The sequence below is a fragment of the Reichenbachiella agarivorans genome (assembly GCF_025502585.1).
Taxonomy (GTDB): Bacteria; Bacteroidota; Bacteroidia; order Cytophagales; family Cyclobacteriaceae; genus Reichenbachiella; species Reichenbachiella agarivorans.
The window spans coordinates 1,386,618-1,406,531 of sequence record NZ_CP106679.1 but is presented as its reverse complement, the minus strand read 5'-3'; the positions used below and the strand labels follow the sequence as shown (position 1 = coordinate 1,406,531).

The 19,914-nt window shown below is 42.6% G+C and carries 16 protein-coding genes; 7 read left to right on the top strand and 9 right to left on the bottom strand.

Features of this window, described 5'->3' with window-relative positions; all coding sequences use genetic code 11:
* Positions 1 to 37 precede the first annotated feature (37 nt).
* The 3 genes from nth to N6H18_RS05885 form a co-directional block, all read right to left on the bottom strand.
* Positions 38 to 688, bottom strand: coding sequence for an endonuclease III (gene nth / locus N6H18_RS05895; protein ID WP_262310912.1), 651 nt, complete (start codon positions 686 to 688; stop codon positions 38 to 40).
* 153 nt (positions 689 to 841) lie between these two features.
* Positions 842 to 1,078 carry a hypothetical protein gene (locus tag N6H18_RS05890; RefSeq protein ID WP_262310911.1) on the bottom strand — a complete coding sequence of 79 codons (237 nt, stop codon included), beginning with the start codon at positions 1,076 to 1,078 and terminating at the stop codon, positions 842 to 844.
* Complete coding sequence (locus tag N6H18_RS05885) at positions 1,053 to 1,652, bottom strand: RNA polymerase sigma factor (protein ID WP_262311588.1); 600 nt, start codon at positions 1,650 to 1,652, stop codon at positions 1,053 to 1,055. The genes N6H18_RS05890 and N6H18_RS05885 overlap by 26 nt, the downstream gene beginning before the upstream one ends.
* A gap of 252 nt (positions 1,653 to 1,904) precedes the next feature.
* On the opposite strand from N6H18_RS05885, the gene N6H18_RS05880 reads away from it, so the two are divergent.
* On the top strand, positions 1,905 to 2,186 hold the full coding sequence (locus N6H18_RS05880) for a DUF427 domain-containing protein (protein ID WP_262310910.1): 282 nt from the start codon (positions 1,905 to 1,907) through the stop codon (positions 2,184 to 2,186).
* Between the two features lie 84 nt (positions 2,187 to 2,270).
* Here the strand turns inward: N6H18_RS05880 and N6H18_RS05875 are convergent, their stop codons facing one another.
* Complete coding sequence (locus N6H18_RS05875) at positions 2,271 to 3,431, bottom strand: aminotransferase class V-fold PLP-dependent enzyme (RefSeq protein ID WP_262310909.1); 1,161 nt, start codon at positions 3,429 to 3,431, stop codon at positions 2,271 to 2,273.
* A gap of 111 nt (positions 3,432 to 3,542) precedes the next feature.
* Between N6H18_RS05875 and N6H18_RS05870 the strand changes: the two genes are divergently transcribed.
* Positions 3,543 to 3,863, top strand: a complete 321-nt coding sequence (locus tag N6H18_RS05870; protein WP_262310908.1) for a Rieske (2Fe-2S) protein — start codon at positions 3,543 to 3,545, stop codon at positions 3,861 to 3,863.
* On the opposite strand, the gene N6H18_RS05865 is transcribed toward N6H18_RS05870, so the two are convergent.
* Entirely contained in the window at positions 3,860 to 5,323 is a 1,464-nt protein-coding gene (locus N6H18_RS05865) for an aminopeptidase P family protein (protein ID WP_262310907.1), read from the bottom strand. The two genes, N6H18_RS05870 and N6H18_RS05865, sit on opposite strands and share 4 nt — an antisense overlap.
* A gap of 296 nt (positions 5,324 to 5,619) precedes the next feature.
* Positions 5,620 to 6,390, bottom strand: coding sequence for an acyl-CoA desaturase (locus N6H18_RS05860; protein WP_262310906.1), 771 nt, complete (start codon positions 6,388 to 6,390; stop codon positions 5,620 to 5,622).
* Between the two features lie 144 nt (positions 6,391 to 6,534).
* Here N6H18_RS05860 and uvrA point away from each other — a divergent pair, with 144 nt between their 5' ends.
* The 5 genes from uvrA (at position 6,535) to N6H18_RS05835 (ending at position 14,955) form a co-directional block, all read left to right on the top strand.
* Complete coding sequence (gene uvrA / locus N6H18_RS05855) at positions 6,535 to 9,351, top strand: excinuclease ABC subunit UvrA (RefSeq protein WP_262310905.1); 2,817 nt, start codon at positions 6,535 to 6,537, stop codon at positions 9,349 to 9,351.
* A 266-nt stretch (positions 9,352 to 9,617) separates the two neighbouring features.
* Positions 9,618 to 10,004, top strand: coding sequence for an HU family DNA-binding protein (locus N6H18_RS05850; protein ID WP_262310904.1), 387 nt, complete (start codon positions 9,618 to 9,620; stop codon positions 10,002 to 10,004).
* A gap of 47 nt (positions 10,005 to 10,051) precedes the next feature.
* The gene (locus N6H18_RS05845; protein ID WP_262310903.1) at positions 10,052 to 11,227 is read left to right on the top strand and encodes an exo-beta-N-acetylmuramidase NamZ family protein; all 1,176 of its coding nucleotides are present in this window, start codon (positions 10,052 to 10,054) and stop codon (positions 11,225 to 11,227) included.
* Between the two features lie 82 nt (positions 11,228 to 11,309).
* Complete coding sequence (locus N6H18_RS05840; protein ID WP_262310902.1) at positions 11,310 to 13,523, top strand: bifunctional alpha,alpha-trehalose-phosphate synthase (UDP-forming)/trehalose-phosphatase; 2,214 nt, start codon at positions 11,310 to 11,312, stop codon at positions 13,521 to 13,523.
* 97 nt (positions 13,524 to 13,620) lie between these two features.
* Positions 13,621 to 14,955 (top strand): sensor histidine kinase, encoded by a 1,335-nt coding sequence (locus tag N6H18_RS05835; protein WP_262310901.1) that lies wholly within the window; start codon positions 13,621 to 13,623, stop codon positions 14,953 to 14,955.
* 26 nt (positions 14,956 to 14,981) lie between these two features.
* Here the strand turns inward: N6H18_RS05835 and N6H18_RS05830 are convergent, their stop codons facing one another.
* The 3 genes from N6H18_RS05830 to N6H18_RS05820 all read right to left on the bottom strand — a co-directional run bounded on the left by N6H18_RS05830 (position 14,982) and on the right by N6H18_RS05820 (position 19,807).
* Entirely contained in the window at positions 14,982 to 16,703 is a 1,722-nt protein-coding gene (locus tag N6H18_RS05830) for a WG repeat-containing protein (RefSeq protein WP_262310900.1), read from the bottom strand.
* 113 nt (positions 16,704 to 16,816) lie between these two features.
* Positions 16,817 to 18,700, bottom strand: a complete 1,884-nt coding sequence (locus N6H18_RS05825) for a DUF4153 domain-containing protein (RefSeq protein WP_262310899.1) — start codon at positions 18,698 to 18,700, stop codon at positions 16,817 to 16,819.
* 45 nt (positions 18,701 to 18,745) lie between these two features.
* Positions 18,746 to 19,807 (bottom strand): VOC family protein, encoded by a 1,062-nt coding sequence (locus tag N6H18_RS05820; protein WP_262310898.1) that lies wholly within the window; start codon positions 19,805 to 19,807, stop codon positions 18,746 to 18,748.
* Positions 19,808 to 19,914: the final 107 nt, after the last annotated feature.

Sequence of the window (19,914 nt, the reverse complement as noted above, 5' to 3'; positions counted from 1 at the left end):
CTACAGTAGATAAAGAGCCAAGGGCATCATTAAAATGTTATTTTTTAATCTGTTGTTTTTCAAAATACCTGCACATCAGGGTGATGCTGCAGTCCTCACATTTGGGTTTCCTTGCTAGACATATATATCGTCCATGCAGAATCAACCAATGATGTGCCTTGGGGATGTGTTCTTTTGGGATGTGTTTGACCAATTGTTTTTCTACTTCGAGGGGTGTTTTGGCATTTTGAGTGACCAATCCCAGTCTTTTAGAAACTCTAAACACATGCGTGTCTACAGCCATGGTAGGTTGATTGAAAATGACCGAAGCGATGACATTGGCGGTTTTTCTACCTACACCCGGTAGCTTTTGCAGTTCGTTGATATCGGCTGGGACTTCCGAATCAAAATCTTCAACTAACATTTTGGCCATTCCTAATAGGTGCTTTGTCTTGTTGTTGGGATAGGAAATGGATCGGATATAAGGGAACAATTCTTCAAAATTGGATTGGGCAAGATCTGCAGCAGTGGGAAAAGTCTCGAAAATGGCGGGGGTCACCATATTGACTCGTTTGTCTGTACACTGTGCGCTGAGTGCCACTGCTACCATGAGCTGGTAGGGATTTTCGTAGTGAAGTTCTGTCTCGGCTTCTGGACTGTGCTGACTGAAGTATTCGATGAAGAATTGGTATCTCTCTTTTTTATTCATTTGTCGAAGTTATCAAGACAAATATGGATGGAAAGTGCCAGAGCGTTGGGTTGAAAATGAAAATATATCGTCTACTCGTTGTCTGATGATGAATTTCTTTGGATGCCACACTTCAGAATCAATCGTAAATGTCATCGTTTTGGTGACGGATGATTAGACTTTTTGATTCAAAGAATAATTGGCTGAGTACTCAAAAATATGCTTGAGACTCAGGGGTGAAGGGTTGAGTAAAAGTCTGTCTAAAACTTGTGTGTCTAACTCCAGTTGAGACAGCATTTCTCCCAACTCCAAATTACAGACTATTGCATTTTGAATTTCATCGTCCTCGGTTTGGCTTGTTTCTCCGTAGATGTACCTGATTAGGTCAACTTCGGTAAATAGTTTGGTCATAAGCGACATTCATTTTCTCCATTTTCTTGCGCAAATTAATCAAAGCATAGCGCATTCTACCGAGTGCCGTATTGATACTGACGTTGGTGGTATCTGCAATGTCTTGAAAACTCATTTGCATGTAGTGTCTCATTATTAGCACCTCTTTTTGCGTTTCTGGTAGTTCTTGCACCAGATTTTTCAACAGGGCATTGGTATCGCATTTGATTTGCTGAGATTCAACAGAATCTTCGGCAAATGCAAGTGTGTTGAACACACCACTTCCATCTTCCATTACAATCGTTGGGTACCTTTTGTCCTTTCGGAAAAAGTCAATAGCCAAATTGTGAGCTATTCTCAATACCCAAGGGAGGAACTTACCTTCTTCGTTGTATTTACCAGACTTGACCGTATGGACGACTTTGATAAATGTATCCTGAAGTAAATCCTCTGCGACGTACTTGTCTTTGACGATCAAGTATATCGTGGTGAAAACGCGGGACTTATGACGAGACACCAACTCTTCAAAAGCCGCTTCGCTTCCGTTTTTGTAATGTGATACCAATAAGCTATCACTAACACCAACTTTTTTCATTTTACCTGTGCTTTTAACGTAACGTTCTAATTCATATTGTTTGGTATGGTTCAGAATATTAAGATTACAGGCTTCTTTTTTGTCTAGTTTATTCATAGCAGTTGTTCATTCCTAAATTATCGTGAGGTTAAATTATCTTCTCACTAGGAGTACTGCTAATAAATTCGATTAGTGATTATGTTCGTTCGATCAATAGACAATATTGGAACTTAAGTCCCTCAAGTAGAGTTGAGTAAAAAAACAAGAAGAGAAATGAAAGCCATTTGGAATGACACCATACTCGCCGAGAGCAATGAGACCATTGTAATTGAAAATAATCACTACTTCCCGGCAGACTCTATTCACAAAGAATATTTTGAAGAAAGTAATACACACACTACCTGTCCGTGGAAAGGTGTCGCTAGTTATTACACCTTAGAGGTGAATGGAGAAAGCAATAAGGATGCAGCGTGGTACTATCCGTCCATATCAGACCTTGCTAAACCGATCGAAGGATATGTTGCCTTTTGGAAGGGAGTCAAAGTGGTGGACTAGATCTTAGTATTTAGACCTTGGATACTAGATTTTAGACAAAATAGAATGACGAGCCAACTAACGTGAGTCTAAAGTCATCTTTCATTAACTATCGGCTCTTCCAATGGATCGGAAAGCTCGTAGCAGTTTGTTCACATCACGTTGATCATTGTACACATGAGGAGACACACGTAGAAATGATCCACGGATGGATGCGCTGACTTTGTGGTTCTTCAGCGCTTTTGCCAAAGCATCCATTTTGTCCGTTGGAATTTTGATGCCAAAGAGATGTGAAGCTCGTTGTGATTCGTCTTCGATATAGTAGCCCTTTGATCTTATCTCCTCAATAGCGGGAGCCATGAGATTTTTGCAATATTCCTGAATGTTGGCTGGCTGCCATTGTAGTATTTGCTTGAAGGATTCGATGAGCATGGGGTTGAGGATAAAATTGCTGCGCTCGCCTACACCATATCTATCCGCACCAGACTGGTATTCGTTGCGGTAGTTGACCAGCTCCGCAAAGTTCTCACTATTCAATCTGTTGATCCAGTTTTGTTCAATCGGTTTGCCTTGATCAAATCGCTCTCCATAATAAGCTACGCCCACGCTATAAGGGCCTAATAGCCATTTGTAAGCTGCCACGATCAGTGCATCTGGTTTTATTTCTTGGATATCAAAAGGCAGCGCACCGACTGATTGGGTGCCATCGATCACTAGAGCTGCTCCTACTTCGTCGCATTTTTTACGAATAGCAATTAGCTCAAACAAAGTACCATCTGCCCAGTGGACATGTCCTAGAGCTACGGCTTTGGTCTTTGAATCAATGCTGTTCAATATTTTTTCATTCCAGATTTTGCCTCTGTTTTCTGTGCTTTCTGGTGCTGTGACGATCTTGAGTTCAGCTTGTTGCGCTTGACATGCATTCATCCAAGGGTAAACGTTACTGGGAAATTGATCTCCAGCAACTACTACATTGTCTCCTTTGGTCAAGGAAATGTTGTTGACGACATTTGCTATGCCATAGGATGCAGATGGAATCAAAGTGATTCGGTTTTTGTCACCAGCATTGGTTAGTTCCGAAAACAACATTTTGATTGTATTCAGATCATGAAAAAAGTCGTCTGGTGTGATTAAATTAGGTTGACGTTTTTTGGTCAATCCTTTTCTCCCAGCTTTTTCTACTTTTTTTAATTGAGGTGCCATGTATGCACAGTTGAGGTAGGCATATTTCTTGTTGAGGAGGAATTTGTTTTTTTGACAGTTCATCTTTGGGTAAATGCTAATTGGGAGTAAATACGGTAGATAAGTAAAATCCAGCCTTTTAACTTCATACTTTCCACCCTTAACTTACAAAGTCAAGTTTAAACAGAAAATACGATGACGAAAGTACTCATTTTCGATAGCAAAGACCTAGCAGAAAAGACGATTGGTTTGAACAAAATCATCAAGGTCAGGATTGATAATCTTGAAATCTGCCTGACCAGAACGCGCACAGACTATTTCGGATTCGAATCGTCCTGCCCTCACATGAGCGACGATCTAGTCAAAGGCCGAATCAACCCCGACCAAGAGGTCGTCTGTCCGTGGCACGATTACCGATTCAATCTCCGCTCAGGAGAAGAGGCTCAAAGCAGATGCAGGGATTTGAAACGCTATGAACTCTCTTGGGACAATGATCAATTGTTTGTCCACATTTAGTCCAGGCTAGGCAAAGTATAATCTGAGAAGACACTAGGCTGAGCCATGGTTTTTTCGATTTCCTCAGAAGTACGAGGCGCCAGATTAGATAGCAAAACACATCCGTCTTTGGTTACCAAATAATCATCCTCGATTCTGACAGGGATATTCCACCATTTTTGATCACTCGGACTCCCTTCGGGTATGTAAATTCCTGGCTCAATGGTGATCACCATGTTTTCTTCTAGTTTGTCATAGATGCCTTTGTCATGTACATCCAGCCCAATGTGATGGCAGCAGCCGTGTGGATAGTATCGGTTGCGTCCCGTTTCTGGATTGACGATGTCTTTCTTGTCAGTGCTCTTGTACAAACCCAATTCGACTAGACCTTCATTGACCACTTCTGCTGTGGCATCATATAAGGTATAAAAGGGCAATCCTGCTTTGCAAGTGTCAGCAGCAGCTTGTTGCGCTTCGTACACTATGTCATAAACTAGCTTTTGCTCCTTGGTGAATTTACCGTTGACGGGAATGGTGCGGGTCACATCCGCGGTATAGCCATGGTATTCCGCTCCCAAATCCATAAGAATCAGCTCTCCGTCTTCGATGGCTGGTTTGTAATTGTCGATGTAATGCAAGACGCATCCATTGTGTCCAGCTCCCACGATACTTGGGTAGCCTTCATACTCCGCTCTGTATTTTTTGAAGATGAATTCATGCATGCCCTGCACTTCGGTTTCGGACATTCCAGGTTTCATGGCTTTCATGACTTCCACCTGACCGATTGCTGATATGTTGATCGCCTTTTTGAGCAAATCCAATTCTTCTTCAGTCTTGATCTCACGAAGTTCGGTCATGTATAGATCAAGGAGCGAGACATCCAGATTGTTGGCCTGAGGCTCGATGTTGAGGTCAGTTTGATTGTATCCGATTTTTTCTTTGAATTGGCTGATCAGATCGAAAAGGTCACCTTCCTCGTCTGTATCTCTTACATCGTTTTGAAAATCGTAGAACAGCACTTTATCAAACTTAGAGAAATCAAGGTTGAAACTCCCAAAACTTGAACCTTCGAAAGCCATAGCTATGTTTAATTTTTCCTTGGCTCCCTCTGGGCCGATTCGGGCACCTTCGTAGAGCTCCATGAGTGCGTCATGTTCTCGGACAAAAATGATTTCGTTGAACTTCTTGCCCTTCACTTTTTGATCTTCCTTGAATACCAACAAAACTGAATGAGGTTCTTTGTGTCCTGTCAGGTAATAAAACTCTGGGTCTTGGTGATAGACATAGCTTACATCATTGGATCGGTTGCGGACAGGGTTGGAGAAAAACACAGCAACAGAGTTCGCTGGTAGTTTGGCACGAAGAGCTTCTCGTCTGGCAGCATGAAATTCTGATTGGAGGTAATCTGAGGATTTGTCACTTGGCTGAGCTAGGGATACCAAAGCAAAAAATATAAGGGGAATGAGGGCTAATTGTTTCATGATAGAAAGATAAGCAGTACTCTGTGTTCAATCAAATATAAATATATGAACGGTGAATTGCATACCTAAAAATGGTTGATTTGTTGCATAAAGACTACTCACCCAGCAGAACTGTTTCGTGCATTTGGTTTGTGCGTCACAAACCCAGGAGACTCTTTGTATATCCATAAACTAAGTAACAAACACCATCCGTGGTCTGTGGCATTCAAACCACCCTGCACAATTCTAAAGCAGACAAAAAGAAAGCCCTGACTCTAGACGAATCAGGGCTTCACAAAAAGTTCATAATACAGTGCTTAAGCTGCTTTCTTGAAGTTCTCCTTTTTTACTGAGACTTCCAAATGTTTGATGTGAATCATGCCCAATTTATCCATTATCCACATGATTACATAGGTTGGGTCCACTTCGTGCCATCTCACACCACCAAAGTTGGCTCTGTTGCCATGCTTGTGGTGATTGTTGTGGTAGCCTTCTCCCATCATCAAAACGTCTACTGGTAGCAGGTTCTTAGAGGTATCGCCGACTTTGAAGTTGACATAGCCATAGATGTGTGCAAACCAGTTGATGATTGCGCCATGGATAGGTGCCATCAAAAATGCAACTGGCAAGAACAACCACTGCCACCATGCGGTAGCGAATGTGTAGAAAAACATCGTATAAGCGGTAGCCCAAAATAGTCTTGATACCCAAGACCTAGCAAACTTGTCAAAAGCTGGCCACTCTGGTACATTGTCAGTGAATCTAGACTCTACCTCGATTTCTTTGTTAGTGATCGCTGAGTAAGTGTTCTTTGTTCTCCACATCATCGAGAACACATTGTCATCGTATTTTGGAGAGTGAGGATCTTTTTCAGTATCAGCATAGGCATGGTGCATCCTGTGCATGACGCCATAGCCGTAGGCACTCAGGTAGTTTGAACCCTGAAATACCCAAGTCAAAATGTAAGTGATTTTCTCTCCCAGCTTTGACATAGTAAAAGACTGGTGAGCGGAATAGCGATGTAAAAAGAAAGTCTGAAAGAACAGTCCTCCGTACCACATAACCAACATAAAAATTAATATTTCCATTTTTTGTTCTTTTTCGGTTTCTCTTAAGACAAAGCTGTGACCATTTTGTGACAAAAAGCAGAAAATAAATTTCAATTATTAGCTTTCTGATGAAAATCATACTCGTATGTCTATTTTTGCGCTTTGCAAAATACCTATCCCAAAATGGCCAAAAAAGAAAATCAAGTGGCAAAGTACGATGTTGACCAACTAGATCCCAAACAATTCATTTTAGTGAAAGGTGCCCGAGTCAATAACCTCAAAAATCTGAGTGTGGCGATTCCGAGAAACAAGCTCGTCGTGATTACAGGTTTGTCCGGGTCGGGCAAATCTTCTTTGGCCTTTGACACTTTGTTTGCCGAAGGGCAAAGAAAGTATGTTGAGAGTTTGAGCTCTTATGCGCGTCAGTTTCTGGGCAGGATGGAAAAACCCGAAGTAGATTATATCAAAGGAATCTCTCCTGCGGTAGCGATAGAGCAAAAGGTCAACACACGCAATCCACGCTCGACAGTTGGTACTAGTACCGAAATCTACGATTATATCAAATTGCTTTTTGCCAGAATTGGTCAAACGATCTCTCCCATTAGTGGAGAACCAGTGAGGCGTGACACAGTGACAAGTGTGGTCAATGCCATCAATGGGCAGTCAGAAGACCTCAAGTTTATGATTGCCACCCCTCTGACTTTGCATGATGGCAGGAATCTGGAGGACGAGCTAAATATCCTCTTGAGCAAGGGTTTTACCCGGGTTCTGGTCAAAGGAGAAGTAGAGGCGATTGAGGACTTAGATACTAAAAAGACCAAACTGGAGGAAATCGAAATTCTCATCGATCGTCTGTCGGTGAAAAAAGATGATGAGGATGCCAATTTTCGATTGGCGGATTCTGTACAGACGGCTTTCTTTGAAGGCAATGGGTATTGCCACATTCATTTTAGAGATCAGGAAGTCATCAAGTATTCTGATAAGTTTGAATTGGACGGTATCACTTTTGAAGAGCCGTCGATCAATTTGTTTAGTTTCAACAATCCCTATGGTGCTTGTAGGAGGTGTGAAGGTTTTGGTAAAGTACTGGGGATAGATCCAGATTTGGTCATCTCGGATAGGAACCTATCAGTATTTGACAATGCCATTGTACCGTGGAGAAGTGAGGCTATGAAGAAATGGTTGAAACCATTGCTAGACATGGCGCATAAGATTGACTTTCCTATCCATAGACCTGTCAAGGATTTGAGCGAGGAGCAATACGAGATGTTATGGGAAGGAAAAGGCGATTTTGAGGGAATCAATGCGTTCTTTTCGTTCATAGAATCACAACTGCACAAAATTCAGTACAGAGTGATGCTCTCCAGATACAGAGGTAAAACGACCTGTCCAGATTGTAAGGGCACTCGATTGAGAAAGGATGCTAACTATGTGAAGATAGGAGGAAAATCTATTTCGGAATTGGTGTTGATGCCTTTAGGCAGTTCGTACACCTTTTTTGAAAACCTAGAATTGTCAGCCTATGAAACGGAAGTCTCCAAACGTATTTTGCTAGAGATCAAAAATAGATTGGGGTATATGATGGAGGTAGGTTTGGGTTATCTGACCTTGAACCGACTGACCTCCACACTCTCTGGTGGAGAATACCAGCGGATCAAATTGGCTACTTCTCTAGGTAGTGCACTAGTAGGATCTATGTACATATTGGACGAGCCAAGTATCGGGTTGCACCCACGGGACACAGCGAGATTGGGCAATGTCCTATCGACACTGAAAAATCTCGGTAATACTGTTGTAGTAGTGGAGCATGAAGAGGAAGTCATGCGCAGAGCGGATCAGATCATAGACATTGGTCCAGCAGCAGGTATCCATGGAGGCGAATTGGTATTCCAGGGCAACTGGGAAGACATCATGAAAGAAGAAAAGTCCATCACAGCACGTTTCCTCAATGGCAAAGAAAAAATACCAGTGCCTAGTTCGCGAAGGCCATGGACGCACAGCATTGATATATTCGGAGCGAGAGAAAACAATCTTCAAAACTTGGATGTCAAGATACCTCTAGGGGTGCTGACGGTTGTGACTGGAGTGAGTGGGTCTGGCAAGTCTACTTTGATTCGAAAAATATTGTATCCCGCTTTGGGCAAAATGTTTGGTGTGACAGGTGAAGAGACAGGTAAGTTCTCAGGACTCGATGGTGACTACAACCTGATCCAAAAGCTAGAGATGATCGATCAAAACCCCTTGGGCAGAAGTTCACGATCCAATCCAGTGACCTATGTCAAAGCTTATGACGCGATCCGTACTTTGTTTGCAGAGCTACCATTGGCCAAACAGCGAGGCTTAAAGCCTGCACACTTTTCATTCAACGTTGAGGGAGGTCGCTGTGAGACCTGTCAGGGAGAGGGCGAGGTGAAGATCGAAATGCAATTCATGGCAGATCTGCACCTAACCTGTGACGAATGCAAAGGCAAGCGATTCAAAGAGGAGGTACTGGCGATCGAGTACAAAGACAAAAATATAGCGGACATCCTTGACCTAAGTATCGAGGAGAGCTTGGAGTTCTTCGAGGATCAAAAACCGATTTACGCCAAGTTGAAACCACTCAGTGACGTAGGCTTGGGTTATGTCAAACTGGGACAAAGTTCCAACTCACTCAGTGGTGGAGAGGCGCAGCGTGTCAAGTTGGCGTCTTTCCTCGGCAGGGGACAAGCAGCGCAGAAGGAAAAGATCCTGTTCATCTTTGACGAACCTACCACAGGCCTGCATTTCAAAGACATCGAAAAGTTATTGGCATCTATCAACGCACTTGTCGATCAGGGCAGCACGGCGGTGATCATCGAGCACAACATGGAGATCATCAAATCCTCGGATTGGATTATAGATCTAGGGCCAGAGGGCGGTGACGGTGGAGGCACGATTTGTTTCGAAGGCACACCAGAGGAGATGATCAAGTTGGAGGGTAATTATACAGCGGACTACCTCAAAGAAAAGCTACTCTAAGCAGCACCTGAGTCACATCAAGCACAGCAATTTCGATTATTACGGAGATCAAAAGACAGAGAAAGCATCTCTGTCTCAGGTTTTGCTTATCGGTTTTATCAACGCTAGGCACAAGTCTCTTAAATAGTAGTTACCGATTGTATAAATGATACGTATCTTTACTAATTTAGATACCCATCTAAAATTATTATAATACCTATCATTTTGTATTTGGATACGTATCATTTTGAATTAAAACACCTATCTTTCTATCAAATTATCAGTATATGTCTATCAAATACAAAGTAGTAAGCAAACGACCTGCGGGCATCGCAGGTGTCAACGACCCTCGATACTATCCTATACTTACCAACAGAAAGGTCTCGGATTTGGATGACGTCTGCCGTATGATCAGTAAGCGATCGACTTTCAATGAGGCTGATGTGATCGGAGTGATCCATTCGCTAATTGACTTGATTCCTGAGTTGGTGATGGACGGTCGCAATGTCAAGTTGGATGGATTGGGGATTTTTAGCGTCCATGCATCTGCGGTTGGTAAACAGACTCCTGAGGAGGTGTCGGCTCGTGACATCAGCAAGTTGAAGTTGGCCTTTCTTCCAAGCAAGAAGATCAAAAATGAGTTGATCAAGGCAGAATTTAAAAAGGTGAGCTAAGGCATAGTAATCGGTATCAGCTCCTAATTGCTCATTATATTTGATCCATGAAAACACAAACCGGTCTCTCTCAACTCAAAGATCACGTTTCGTCCATCAAAGGCAATGTTGCCTACCTCTGTCATGCGGCCTCTGTCGATGAGCATTACCAGCATGGAATCCTGACCGTCAAAAACCTATTTGGTGATCGGCTGAAGAAGTTATTTTCTCCGCAGCATGGCATTTTTGCTGACGTGCAGGACAACATGGTGGAGACGGATCACTTCTTTCACGAGCATTTTCAACTCCCCGTATATAGTCTTTATTCCGAAACCCGAAAACCAACGCCTGAGATGCTGGAAGGCATCGATCATGTGATTGTGGATCTGCAGGATGTGGGGACGAGAGTTTATACCTATATCTACACGCTGACTTACATGATGGAAGCCTGCGCCGAGTTAGGTATCGAGGTGATTGTACTCGACCGACCCAACCCTATCGGGGGAGTCGCTGTAGAGGGCAATGTTTTGGACATGGATTTTCGATCCTTTGTAGGTCGCTACCCGATCCCAATGCGCCATGGCATGACCATGGGTGAGGTGGCGATGATGGGCAAAAAATACTGGGGGCTGGATTGTGCCTTGCGTGTGATCACTATGACTGGTTGGACGAGAGACATGTTCTTTTGGGAGACCCAATTGCCTTGGGTACTGCCCTCACCCAATCTAGCTGCGATAGAAACCGCCTTTACTTTCACTGCTACGGTGATTTTTGAGGGGACGAATATCTCTGAGGGCAGAGGGACCACCAAGAGTTTGGAGACAGTAGGGCATCCATCGATCAAGAATTATGAATTGCTAGATCGCCTCAACAGGGAGTTCCAAAAGGCAGGTTTGACGGGATTTGTGCTGAGGCCTGTTTCCTTTGTGCCGACCTTTCAAAAGCATACGGGCAAGGTCTGTCATGGCTATCAAATCCATGTGACCGATTATGTGCAGTTCAAGCCGTGGCGAGTAGGACAAATGCTCAACAGAGAGTTTTATCATCATCTGGGAGAGAACTTTGCGTGGAAACAACCTCCCTATGAGTATGAAGCCAAGTTGCTGCCGATCGACATCCTCAATGGTACTGATCTAGTCAGAAAGTGGATAGAGCGCAATGGGAGCTACCAGGAATTGGAGGATTTGGAGAAACATGACCTGTATAGATTCAAAGACCTGCGAAAAGACATATTATTGTATTGAAGAGACTCTCAGGGTCTAGTCAATAATCATTAATTTTGAACCAACGGTCAATAAGAGACCGTAGACAAGAAAACTCCGATGTATGTCCGTAAAACCTGCTCCAAAAACAATTATTGTTTCTAATCGCCTGCCCGTAAAAGTGGTCAAATCTGCCGAAGGGTTGGATTTTCAGGCTACTGAGGGAGGTCTAGCTACTGGTCTAGGCTCCATCTACAAGAGTGGCAACAACCTATGGATCGGTTGGCCAGGAGCTACATTGACTACCAAAGAAGAGAAAAAAAATACAACGGAAATACTGGAGTCGCAAAGCATGGTTCCGGTCTTCTTGACTGATGAGGACTTGGAGTTGTACTACGAAGGGTTTTCTAACGAGACCCTGTGGCCCAATTTTCACTATTTCAATCAATATTCGATCTTTGATGAAAACACTTGGGAATCGTATAAAAAAGTGAATCAGAAGTTTGCTGATGCGGTTTTGGCGGAATGCAATGCTCAGGACACGATTTGGATTCATGATTATCAACTGCTGCTGGTTCCTGAATTGCTCAGAAAGAAGAAGCCAGATTTGAAAATAGGATTCTTTCTGCACATTCCTTTCCCGTCTTATGAGTCGTTTAGGTTGCTACCTCGTCGTAGGGAGCTATTGTTGGGCATGTTGGGTGCGGATTTTTTAGGTTTCCATACGTATGATGACACAAGACACTTTTTATCTTCTGTCAATCGCTTGGCCGGAATCGGCAATGATCATGGGATCATCAATCACAACAATCGCCAAATCATGGCGGATGCCTTGCCCATGGGTATCGACTATGACAAATACCATCAGACGGCTGCCCACCCCGAGACCCTACAAAAGGAGGTAGAGTACAGGACAGCCATCAACACACCTCAAATGATGCTATCCATTGATCGATTGGATTATTCCAAAGGGATACCTCAGAGAGTCAGAGCATTCGAAAAATTCCTGGAGAAATATCCACAATACCAGCGCAAAGTATCTCTGGTCATGATTGTCGTCCCCTCGCGCTATCAAGTGGACAAGTACAAAGAATTGAAAGAAGAAATAGATTTATTGGTCGGTAGGATCAATGGCCAGTTTGGCAGGTTGAGTTGGACCCCAGTACATTATTTCTACCGGTCCTATCCGCTACATGCCTTGTCGGCATTTTATCGCATGGCACATGTAGGATTTGTGAGTCCGTTGAGAGATGGGATGAATTTGGTCGCCAAGGAGTTTATAGCCAGCAAGTTGGAGAAGAAGGGAGTGTTGATCTTGAGTGAGATGGCTGGAGCATCCAAAGAGCTGTCCGATGCGATTTTGGTCAATCCCAACAATCAAACACAGATGATAGAAGCAATCAAAGATGCGCTGGAAATGAGTGAGGAGGAACAAATCCGACGCATGACTGTGATGCAGGATACCTTGCAGCGCTACAACATTTATCATTGGGTAGATTTGTTTATGAATCGCCTCGATCATGTCAAGAAGAGACAGTTGGCACAGAAGACTAAGATCATAGATGAAAAGACCATCACCACTATCAGAAAGGAATTTAAGAAAGCAAAGGAAAGACTGTTGTTTTTGGACTATGACGGTACGCTGACGGGCTTTCATCCTGATCCACAATTGGCCATCCCCAACGACGAACTCTACGAGATCCTAGATGAAATCCTGAAATACCCTAATACACATGTAGTGATCATAAGCGGCCGTGACAAAACAACTTTGGAGAAGTGGTTTACGGGCAGGAGAATGGATTTGATCGCTGAGCATGGCGTATGGTTGAGAAAGGCAGGTGGAGAATGGGAAACCATCACTCATTTGACCAATATGTGGATGTCAAACATCAAGGACGTATTGGAAGGCTATGTCAACCGAACCCCAGGATCCTTTATCGAGGAGAAGGACTATTCGCTGGTGTGGCACTACCGCAAAGTGGAGACAGGTCTGGGAGAACTCCGCACCAGAGAGCTCATGAGTCATTTGAAATACTTGGCGTCTAATCAGAACCTGCAAGTACTGGAAGGCGACATGGTGATCGAGATTAAAAGTACCGAGGTGAACAAAGGTCGTGCAGCGACCAATTGGCTCAAACGCTACAAGGCGGACTTTGTGATGGCTATAGGAGACGATTGGACTGACGAAGATACATTTAAGGCCATGCCGGACACAGCGCATACCATCAAAGTCGGAGGTAATCAATCGGCTGCTAAGTATAGTATCTTCGGAACAGACAAAGTCAGAGATATGCTAAAGCGACTGACAATGACCTCTTCAAAGACTAGTAATCTGTAAGTATTGAAAATCCAGCAGTTGGTTCAATTAGTTTTATTTTCTTTTAAGTGAAAAACTAAGTAGCTATCTTGCTCAGTGCAAGTGGATTATTAGGGGGATGTCAAAATCATTTATCAATACTTGGAGTCTTCAGTTTCATGATGACGAATTGGAAGCAGGGTTTAGGCTCTTCAATATTCGGACAGAGATCAGGTATGTCAAGTATTTTTTGATTTTGTTGGTCTTGTTCAACGGGATCTATGCCATCAAGGATTATTACTTTTTTCATCAAAGACATATCGAATCCATCCTTTGGCAAGTTTTTGTCTTTATTCCTCTTTACTTGTTGTTTATCTGGCTGGTGACCCGCATGGAAAAGGGACACTATATAGATCGGCCATATTTGATCCCCATCATTATCTTCTTTTTTACCATTTTGTCACAGTTGTGGCTCATCAAGACTAGTGGCAATGGTCTGTCAGGCATACATAGTATCATGTTGCTAGTGGTATTTGGTTCTTTTGTTTTTTCAGGGATTATGTATGGACATTCCTTGATTTTGGCTCCTATCACACTATTAGGGATTATTCTTGCGGTTGTTTTCTTTGATGACTCTTACGAGTTGGTCAATACGACGATGCTTTATATTATGACTTTGAGTGGGCTCACATTGACCAAATATCAAATCGAACGGCAAAACAGGTTGAGTTTTAACAGGACAGAATTGCTGGCCGAAGAAGACACCAGAATCAAGGAAAGTTATCTCAGGGTCAACTCGCTGAGCGAAATGCGTAAAGACCTCATTGCCATATTGGCTCATGATGTGCGCTCTCCTTTGGCAAGTTTGCATGGGGTATTAGAACTGGCAAAAGGTGGAGACCTGACACAAGATGAAACCATGGAGTACATCGGAAAAATAGAAACTCAAGTTTCGACTGTCAACTTCTTGATCAACGATATCTTGATTTGGATCAAAAGTCAGAGTGATGAGGCTGATTTTGAGAAGGGGCCAGTCAATATTTCTAGCGTGGTGGAAGATCTCAAGTTTCTTTTTTCGGAGGCATTTGAGGAAAAAGAAATCCTGTTTCGTGTCAACCTAGAGGTGGATGATGTCTTTGGGCAACCTGACATGATCAAATCGATTTTGAGAAACTTCATCAGTAATGCCGTCAAATTTTCTAGCAAAGATGATACGATTACGCTACAAAGCGTGGCAGCCCCGAGCAACAAAGTGAGAATCAGTGTCATAGATGAGGGTGTTGGGATTTCTCCACAGGATTTGGTCAAATTGAAAAGCACTTTTGCCACCAAACTAGGGACTAAAAATGAGAAGGGAATAGGTTTAGGACTCAAGATATGTCGTGCGTTGATTTTGGCACACAAATCATCTCTCGAAGTGCAGAGTGAAGTCAACAAAGGCACTGTGATGAGCTTTGAACTCAATAGGGCATGATGACTGTGTTTAGGAATAACCTACTACTAGAAGTGTACAGTCATCCAGTCACCTTTGCGCTGGACTTCTGCCGAATAGGTTTTGATATGACGAATGTCTTCATATTTGGGTTTGATCAGTACCTGTCCATTGAGTGATGCAAGTCCAACTTTGCCATTGGTTTCTATTCTAATGAATTTTTCAGGCGTAAGCGTTAGCTTTTCATAATTGAATGGAATCTTGACATGATTGTCTAGATTCATCAGTGCACTTTTGCCGTTTTTTTGTACGATGACCGTCTCGTCATCATAGACTTGTATCTTTTCGTATTGGACTAGTAGTTTTAGGCCACCCATTTCATCCAAATACCCCCACTTATCGCTTCGCTTTACGAAGTAGCCTGCGCTGTATAGATTCTTGTACAGGCTATCGTATTCTACTGGAATAATTGGGACACCAAATTGATCAAGGACACCATATTTTGATTCTTTGCGAATGATAAATTGAAAATCAGATGTGGGCTCCAGTAGGTCATAATTTACTCTGGAGATAAGTCTGCCAGACTGATTGACTAACCCTAGATACCCGTTTTCTGAGACTACTGCTAATCCATTGTTGAACTTTGAAATCTTGTCATATTTGATATCGAGGATGATGTTGTTGTTTTTATCCAAGAGGCCCCATTTGTCATCTATCTTGACTTTGGCAATTCCTTCTTCAAAAGGTTTGGCCTCATCGTACTGACAGGGGACAAACTCACTGCCATCTTGATTGAGGTATCCATACAGACCTTTTCTGATCACCAATATTTTGTCATCGCTTACTTTGTAATAGTCCTTCCAGTACTTGGGTTTGTCGTAGTGTTTGTCAGACAGCAACTGACCTTCTGGGTTGAATAGCAATAGGCCCAAAGGCTCTTCTGCGCAGATTACATGACTGTCTCTGAATTCTACGTTTTTGTATCTGATGGCAATGATTTCTTGACCTTGTGTGTTGATGAATCCTTGCTTTCCATTGAGGTTGACTTTTGCTAGTCCATCTTGCACCGGATCCATGTCTTCGTACAAATAATCGATGACTGTTTGACCTTTTTTGTTAATTGCTCCCCAGTACTCCCCTTTTTTGGCAGGTGATAACCCTTCAGAAAAATACTTTAAGTTGTCAAAGTTGGCTGCTATGATCATTTTTCCTTTGGCATTCAAAAACCCATAAGACCTATCTATTTTTACTTTAATCATCCCTTCGCGCATGGGATATATTTGTTGATAGATAAAACCCGAGAGGAATTCACCTGCATGATTGACCAGCGCCCAATCATTGTCCATCTTGACGATGATAAGGTCTTTGTCCACGGCGATGACTTTTTGATATTTAATAGGAATAATTTCGATTCCGTATTCATTGACAGCACCTTCGCTTCCTCTCAGTCTGACTGTAAAGGAATGATTGTCTACGGATTTGAGATCGTCATAGATAGGTGGGATGATCAAGCTATCGCTTTGGTTGATTACACCATAATAATTTTTGTATTGGATAATGGACAGACTGTTTTCGAAGGGTTCTACCAGATCGTATTTGCAATGAATCACTTCTTGGTTGTTTTCATTGACAAAGCCCCACAGTTTGGTGCTCTTGGAGCGTACACTTTTGAGTCCTTCGGAAAGTCCCCCCTGCATGTCATAATCACTTTGACCTAGTGCCGAAAAACTAATCAGGCATATCAGGCATATCAGGCAAAGAATAAACACACTGCTACAGTGCTGGAGCATCGATATGAATTTAACCTTGTGCAAAAACCTGATTGATCACGTGAAAAGCTAATTAACTAACTGCGAAGGTAGTACGAATTTTCCTTCTCAAGGATCAAAGCATGTGATTGCTGCTACAAATACCTATAAAGGAGGATAAAATCTAGCTGATTCAGTTGAATGGACTCTTGGTCTCCGTTTAATCGAATTTGATTAAAAATGATTTTAAGATCATGATTGTCTTGTTGATAATCGAGCATCATGGTGCTGATAGGCAGATTGTACTGCTTTTCTTCATGCTTGTGCATGAGTTCCAGCAGCAGATCCGTCATGGATATGTTCAATGTATCGGTCTCTAATACGATTTTGAGTGGGATGGTTGTGTCTGAGTTTACGATCACCTGATTGTTTACGGTGTTGTTTTCATGATAGTCACTGACACAGCTTTGGTTATCGTAGATGGAGCATTCAACGAGCAGCATCTTGTCGTAGTTTTTGGTGTCTATCCATTCCTTGGTATTTCTGCTAAAGTGAAAATAAAGGTATTCGTTTGGATATTGGTAGTAAGGATCAAGGTTGGCAATTTCGAGGTATTTGTTCCCTTCATCTGGTGTGTATGTCAGGTTTTGTTCGTGAATCGACATCAGTGAGTCGACATTCTGTTTGTACCAAGGTCGGATTTGTTTGAACCCGTGATAGTCGTCTAAGTATTGGACAATAGAGATGATTTCGTTGTGGATGGAATCAGGCAGTTGAATGTAGGAGGGTTTGTGCATGCCTGTTGAAGAATTCAACGTGCTGTCTGGAATCCAAGTGATTTCATTGATAATTTTTCCATTTTCGAGAATGCCGTTTTCCTCCAAATATTTTTTGAGACGATTGACTTGGCTTCTTTCACTCCATGAGAAAATACCCCAAGGACCAAAGGAAGTAATAACCAATACCAGCGTCAGAGATATGGGGATAAACTTGATGTTTTCTCTCCCAGAAATAAAATAGACCGTAACGATAGAAAGCCATATACCCAACAAAACGAGAATGTAGCGGTTGACGGTAATCCCATAATCACCGATCCTGAGATAGATCGCGATGAAAAGGAGCAGGATCAGCGGAATGAGCGTATAGTAGTACACCTTCGAGAACCGTTTGATCCAATAGTTGGCTGCTTCGATTTTGCTGTATGGATACATGAGCAGGAGGTTGAAGATACCCAAGACTGCGACGCAACTGATGAGATAGGCAACAATGCCCTTTGGCCAATCCCAACTCACGATGATTTTGAATCCATACCCATACAAGATGATCAAGTACAAAACCAACAGGGGCATTAGGATATATTGCGTAAAGATTTTTAATCCAAGAGGGTAAGATCTATCTGTATCTAGCTGACTGAAATCAGCATCAACGCCTGAAACAAAGAACCAAGTGTTGAACAATCCTTGGACAAGAATGTAAAGCTCGAAGTAGAGCTTTTCATCTATGTCTATGTTGAACAGCAGATTGAGTGAAAGTAGCGCCATGCAAAGACCTGTATACAAAAAACCAGAATAGACCAAAGATGTCAGAAACCGAATAAAAAGATGAAGATTGTAATTCCAAAAGCCGTTGACGTGTCCTTTCGTCAAGAAGGGAATGAACGAGACGAGAAGATGGATGGCTAGGTTATAAATGACGTATCGAATGTAGGGAACTGAGGTATTGTGTGTGGACTCTGTGCTGGGTAGAGAGTAAAAAATCAACCCAAGAAAAAGTATCGAAATAATCCATGCTAAAGTGGTTTTGACTCGATCAAATTGGTAATGCCTAGTGAGAATGGAGACACAAAAAAACAGAGGGATTCCCATCACGCAAGTGAGCAGGACATTGACATATGGCAGGATGTTGACACTGTTGAATTCCTTCTCTGTCAAATAGATCGCTACAGCACAACCAATGGCTGATGAGACGATCGTCAGAGGGAATCGTAAAAAGCCATCTAGCATTTTGTGCCAGAGGTATTTGAGCGAAGGGATATTCATAGTTTAGCAGATTGATACTCCAATCGACTAAGCTATGAAAATTTTCTAAAATTTGCGGCGCTTAATTTTCATCGCATCGATCAGCCAGTTCGGCAGGGGTTTGTGTGGATCTCTGTTTCTCAGGTTGATGTTGAAATTCAACTTTTTGATCAACGGCACTTTATGCGTTTCTACGAACTCGATCAAGGTACCGTCTGGGTCTTCGATGTAGCCCCAATGACCGTTGGCATCTCCCATGTCAAATGATTCTGAACTCAGGACTTGAAACGGAAAACCATTGTCGGCACATTCTTGAACCAATTTTTTCATGTTTTTGATATCAAAACAGAGATGAATAAAACCAATATCACCCCACATGCGGTTTTCAAACAATTTTTTAGGCTTTGAATCGAGGCGTTGTACGAGCTCGATTTGGCTGTCTCCTAATAGTGGATAGAATCCGCCCTTTCTGTCTTTGGCATGAGTCAGCAAGACCCTTCTAAATTTTTCTGTGCCCTTGGATAAGGCAGAGATGTCTTCAAAAGTGCCGGTCTTGTCATAGATGACTTGATCATAGCCCAACAAGCCTGCAAAAAGCTTCATGTTAGCGTCGATGTTAGATACACCGAGAGTTGCACCAAATATGCCACCCATATCGTGCTTTTTGGCTTTGTACCAAGAGTCATATTCTTTGATCTGTAGGATGTTGTCCCAAGGGTCTTGGATATAAAAGCATTTGATACCGTCTGGTGCAGTCACTATATCGGACAGAAACGTCACACCGTAGGATTGTAGCCTATCATAACTTTGTTGGATATTTTGAGATTTCACTTTGGCGATGTTGATGCCAAGATCACCATAATCCAAGGGTTCTTTCATTTTGAGCGGTGTGCGACCCGTATGCTGCCAGATTTCGTATCCACTGCCTCCCTGAAGATTCATGGCAAGGATTGCTCTTTTCTTTCTTGGCTCCCCTCCCATGTATTTGGCCATGTAGGTAGCTTCATTGTTATCATCGAATATACAGGCATCGGCACCTAATCGAGTCCCGTACCACTCGAATCCTTTGCCAGCATCATCTACCCCTACTCCTATCTGTTGGATTCCGTATATTAATTTTTCGTTCATTTTTTCGATGTTTTCAAACTGTATAACGGGAGCTTTGTAATTCCCGGGTCAATTGATTCAATTTTGTACCTTCACCCAAATTTGTCTATCCAAAATCTGGGTGAAAG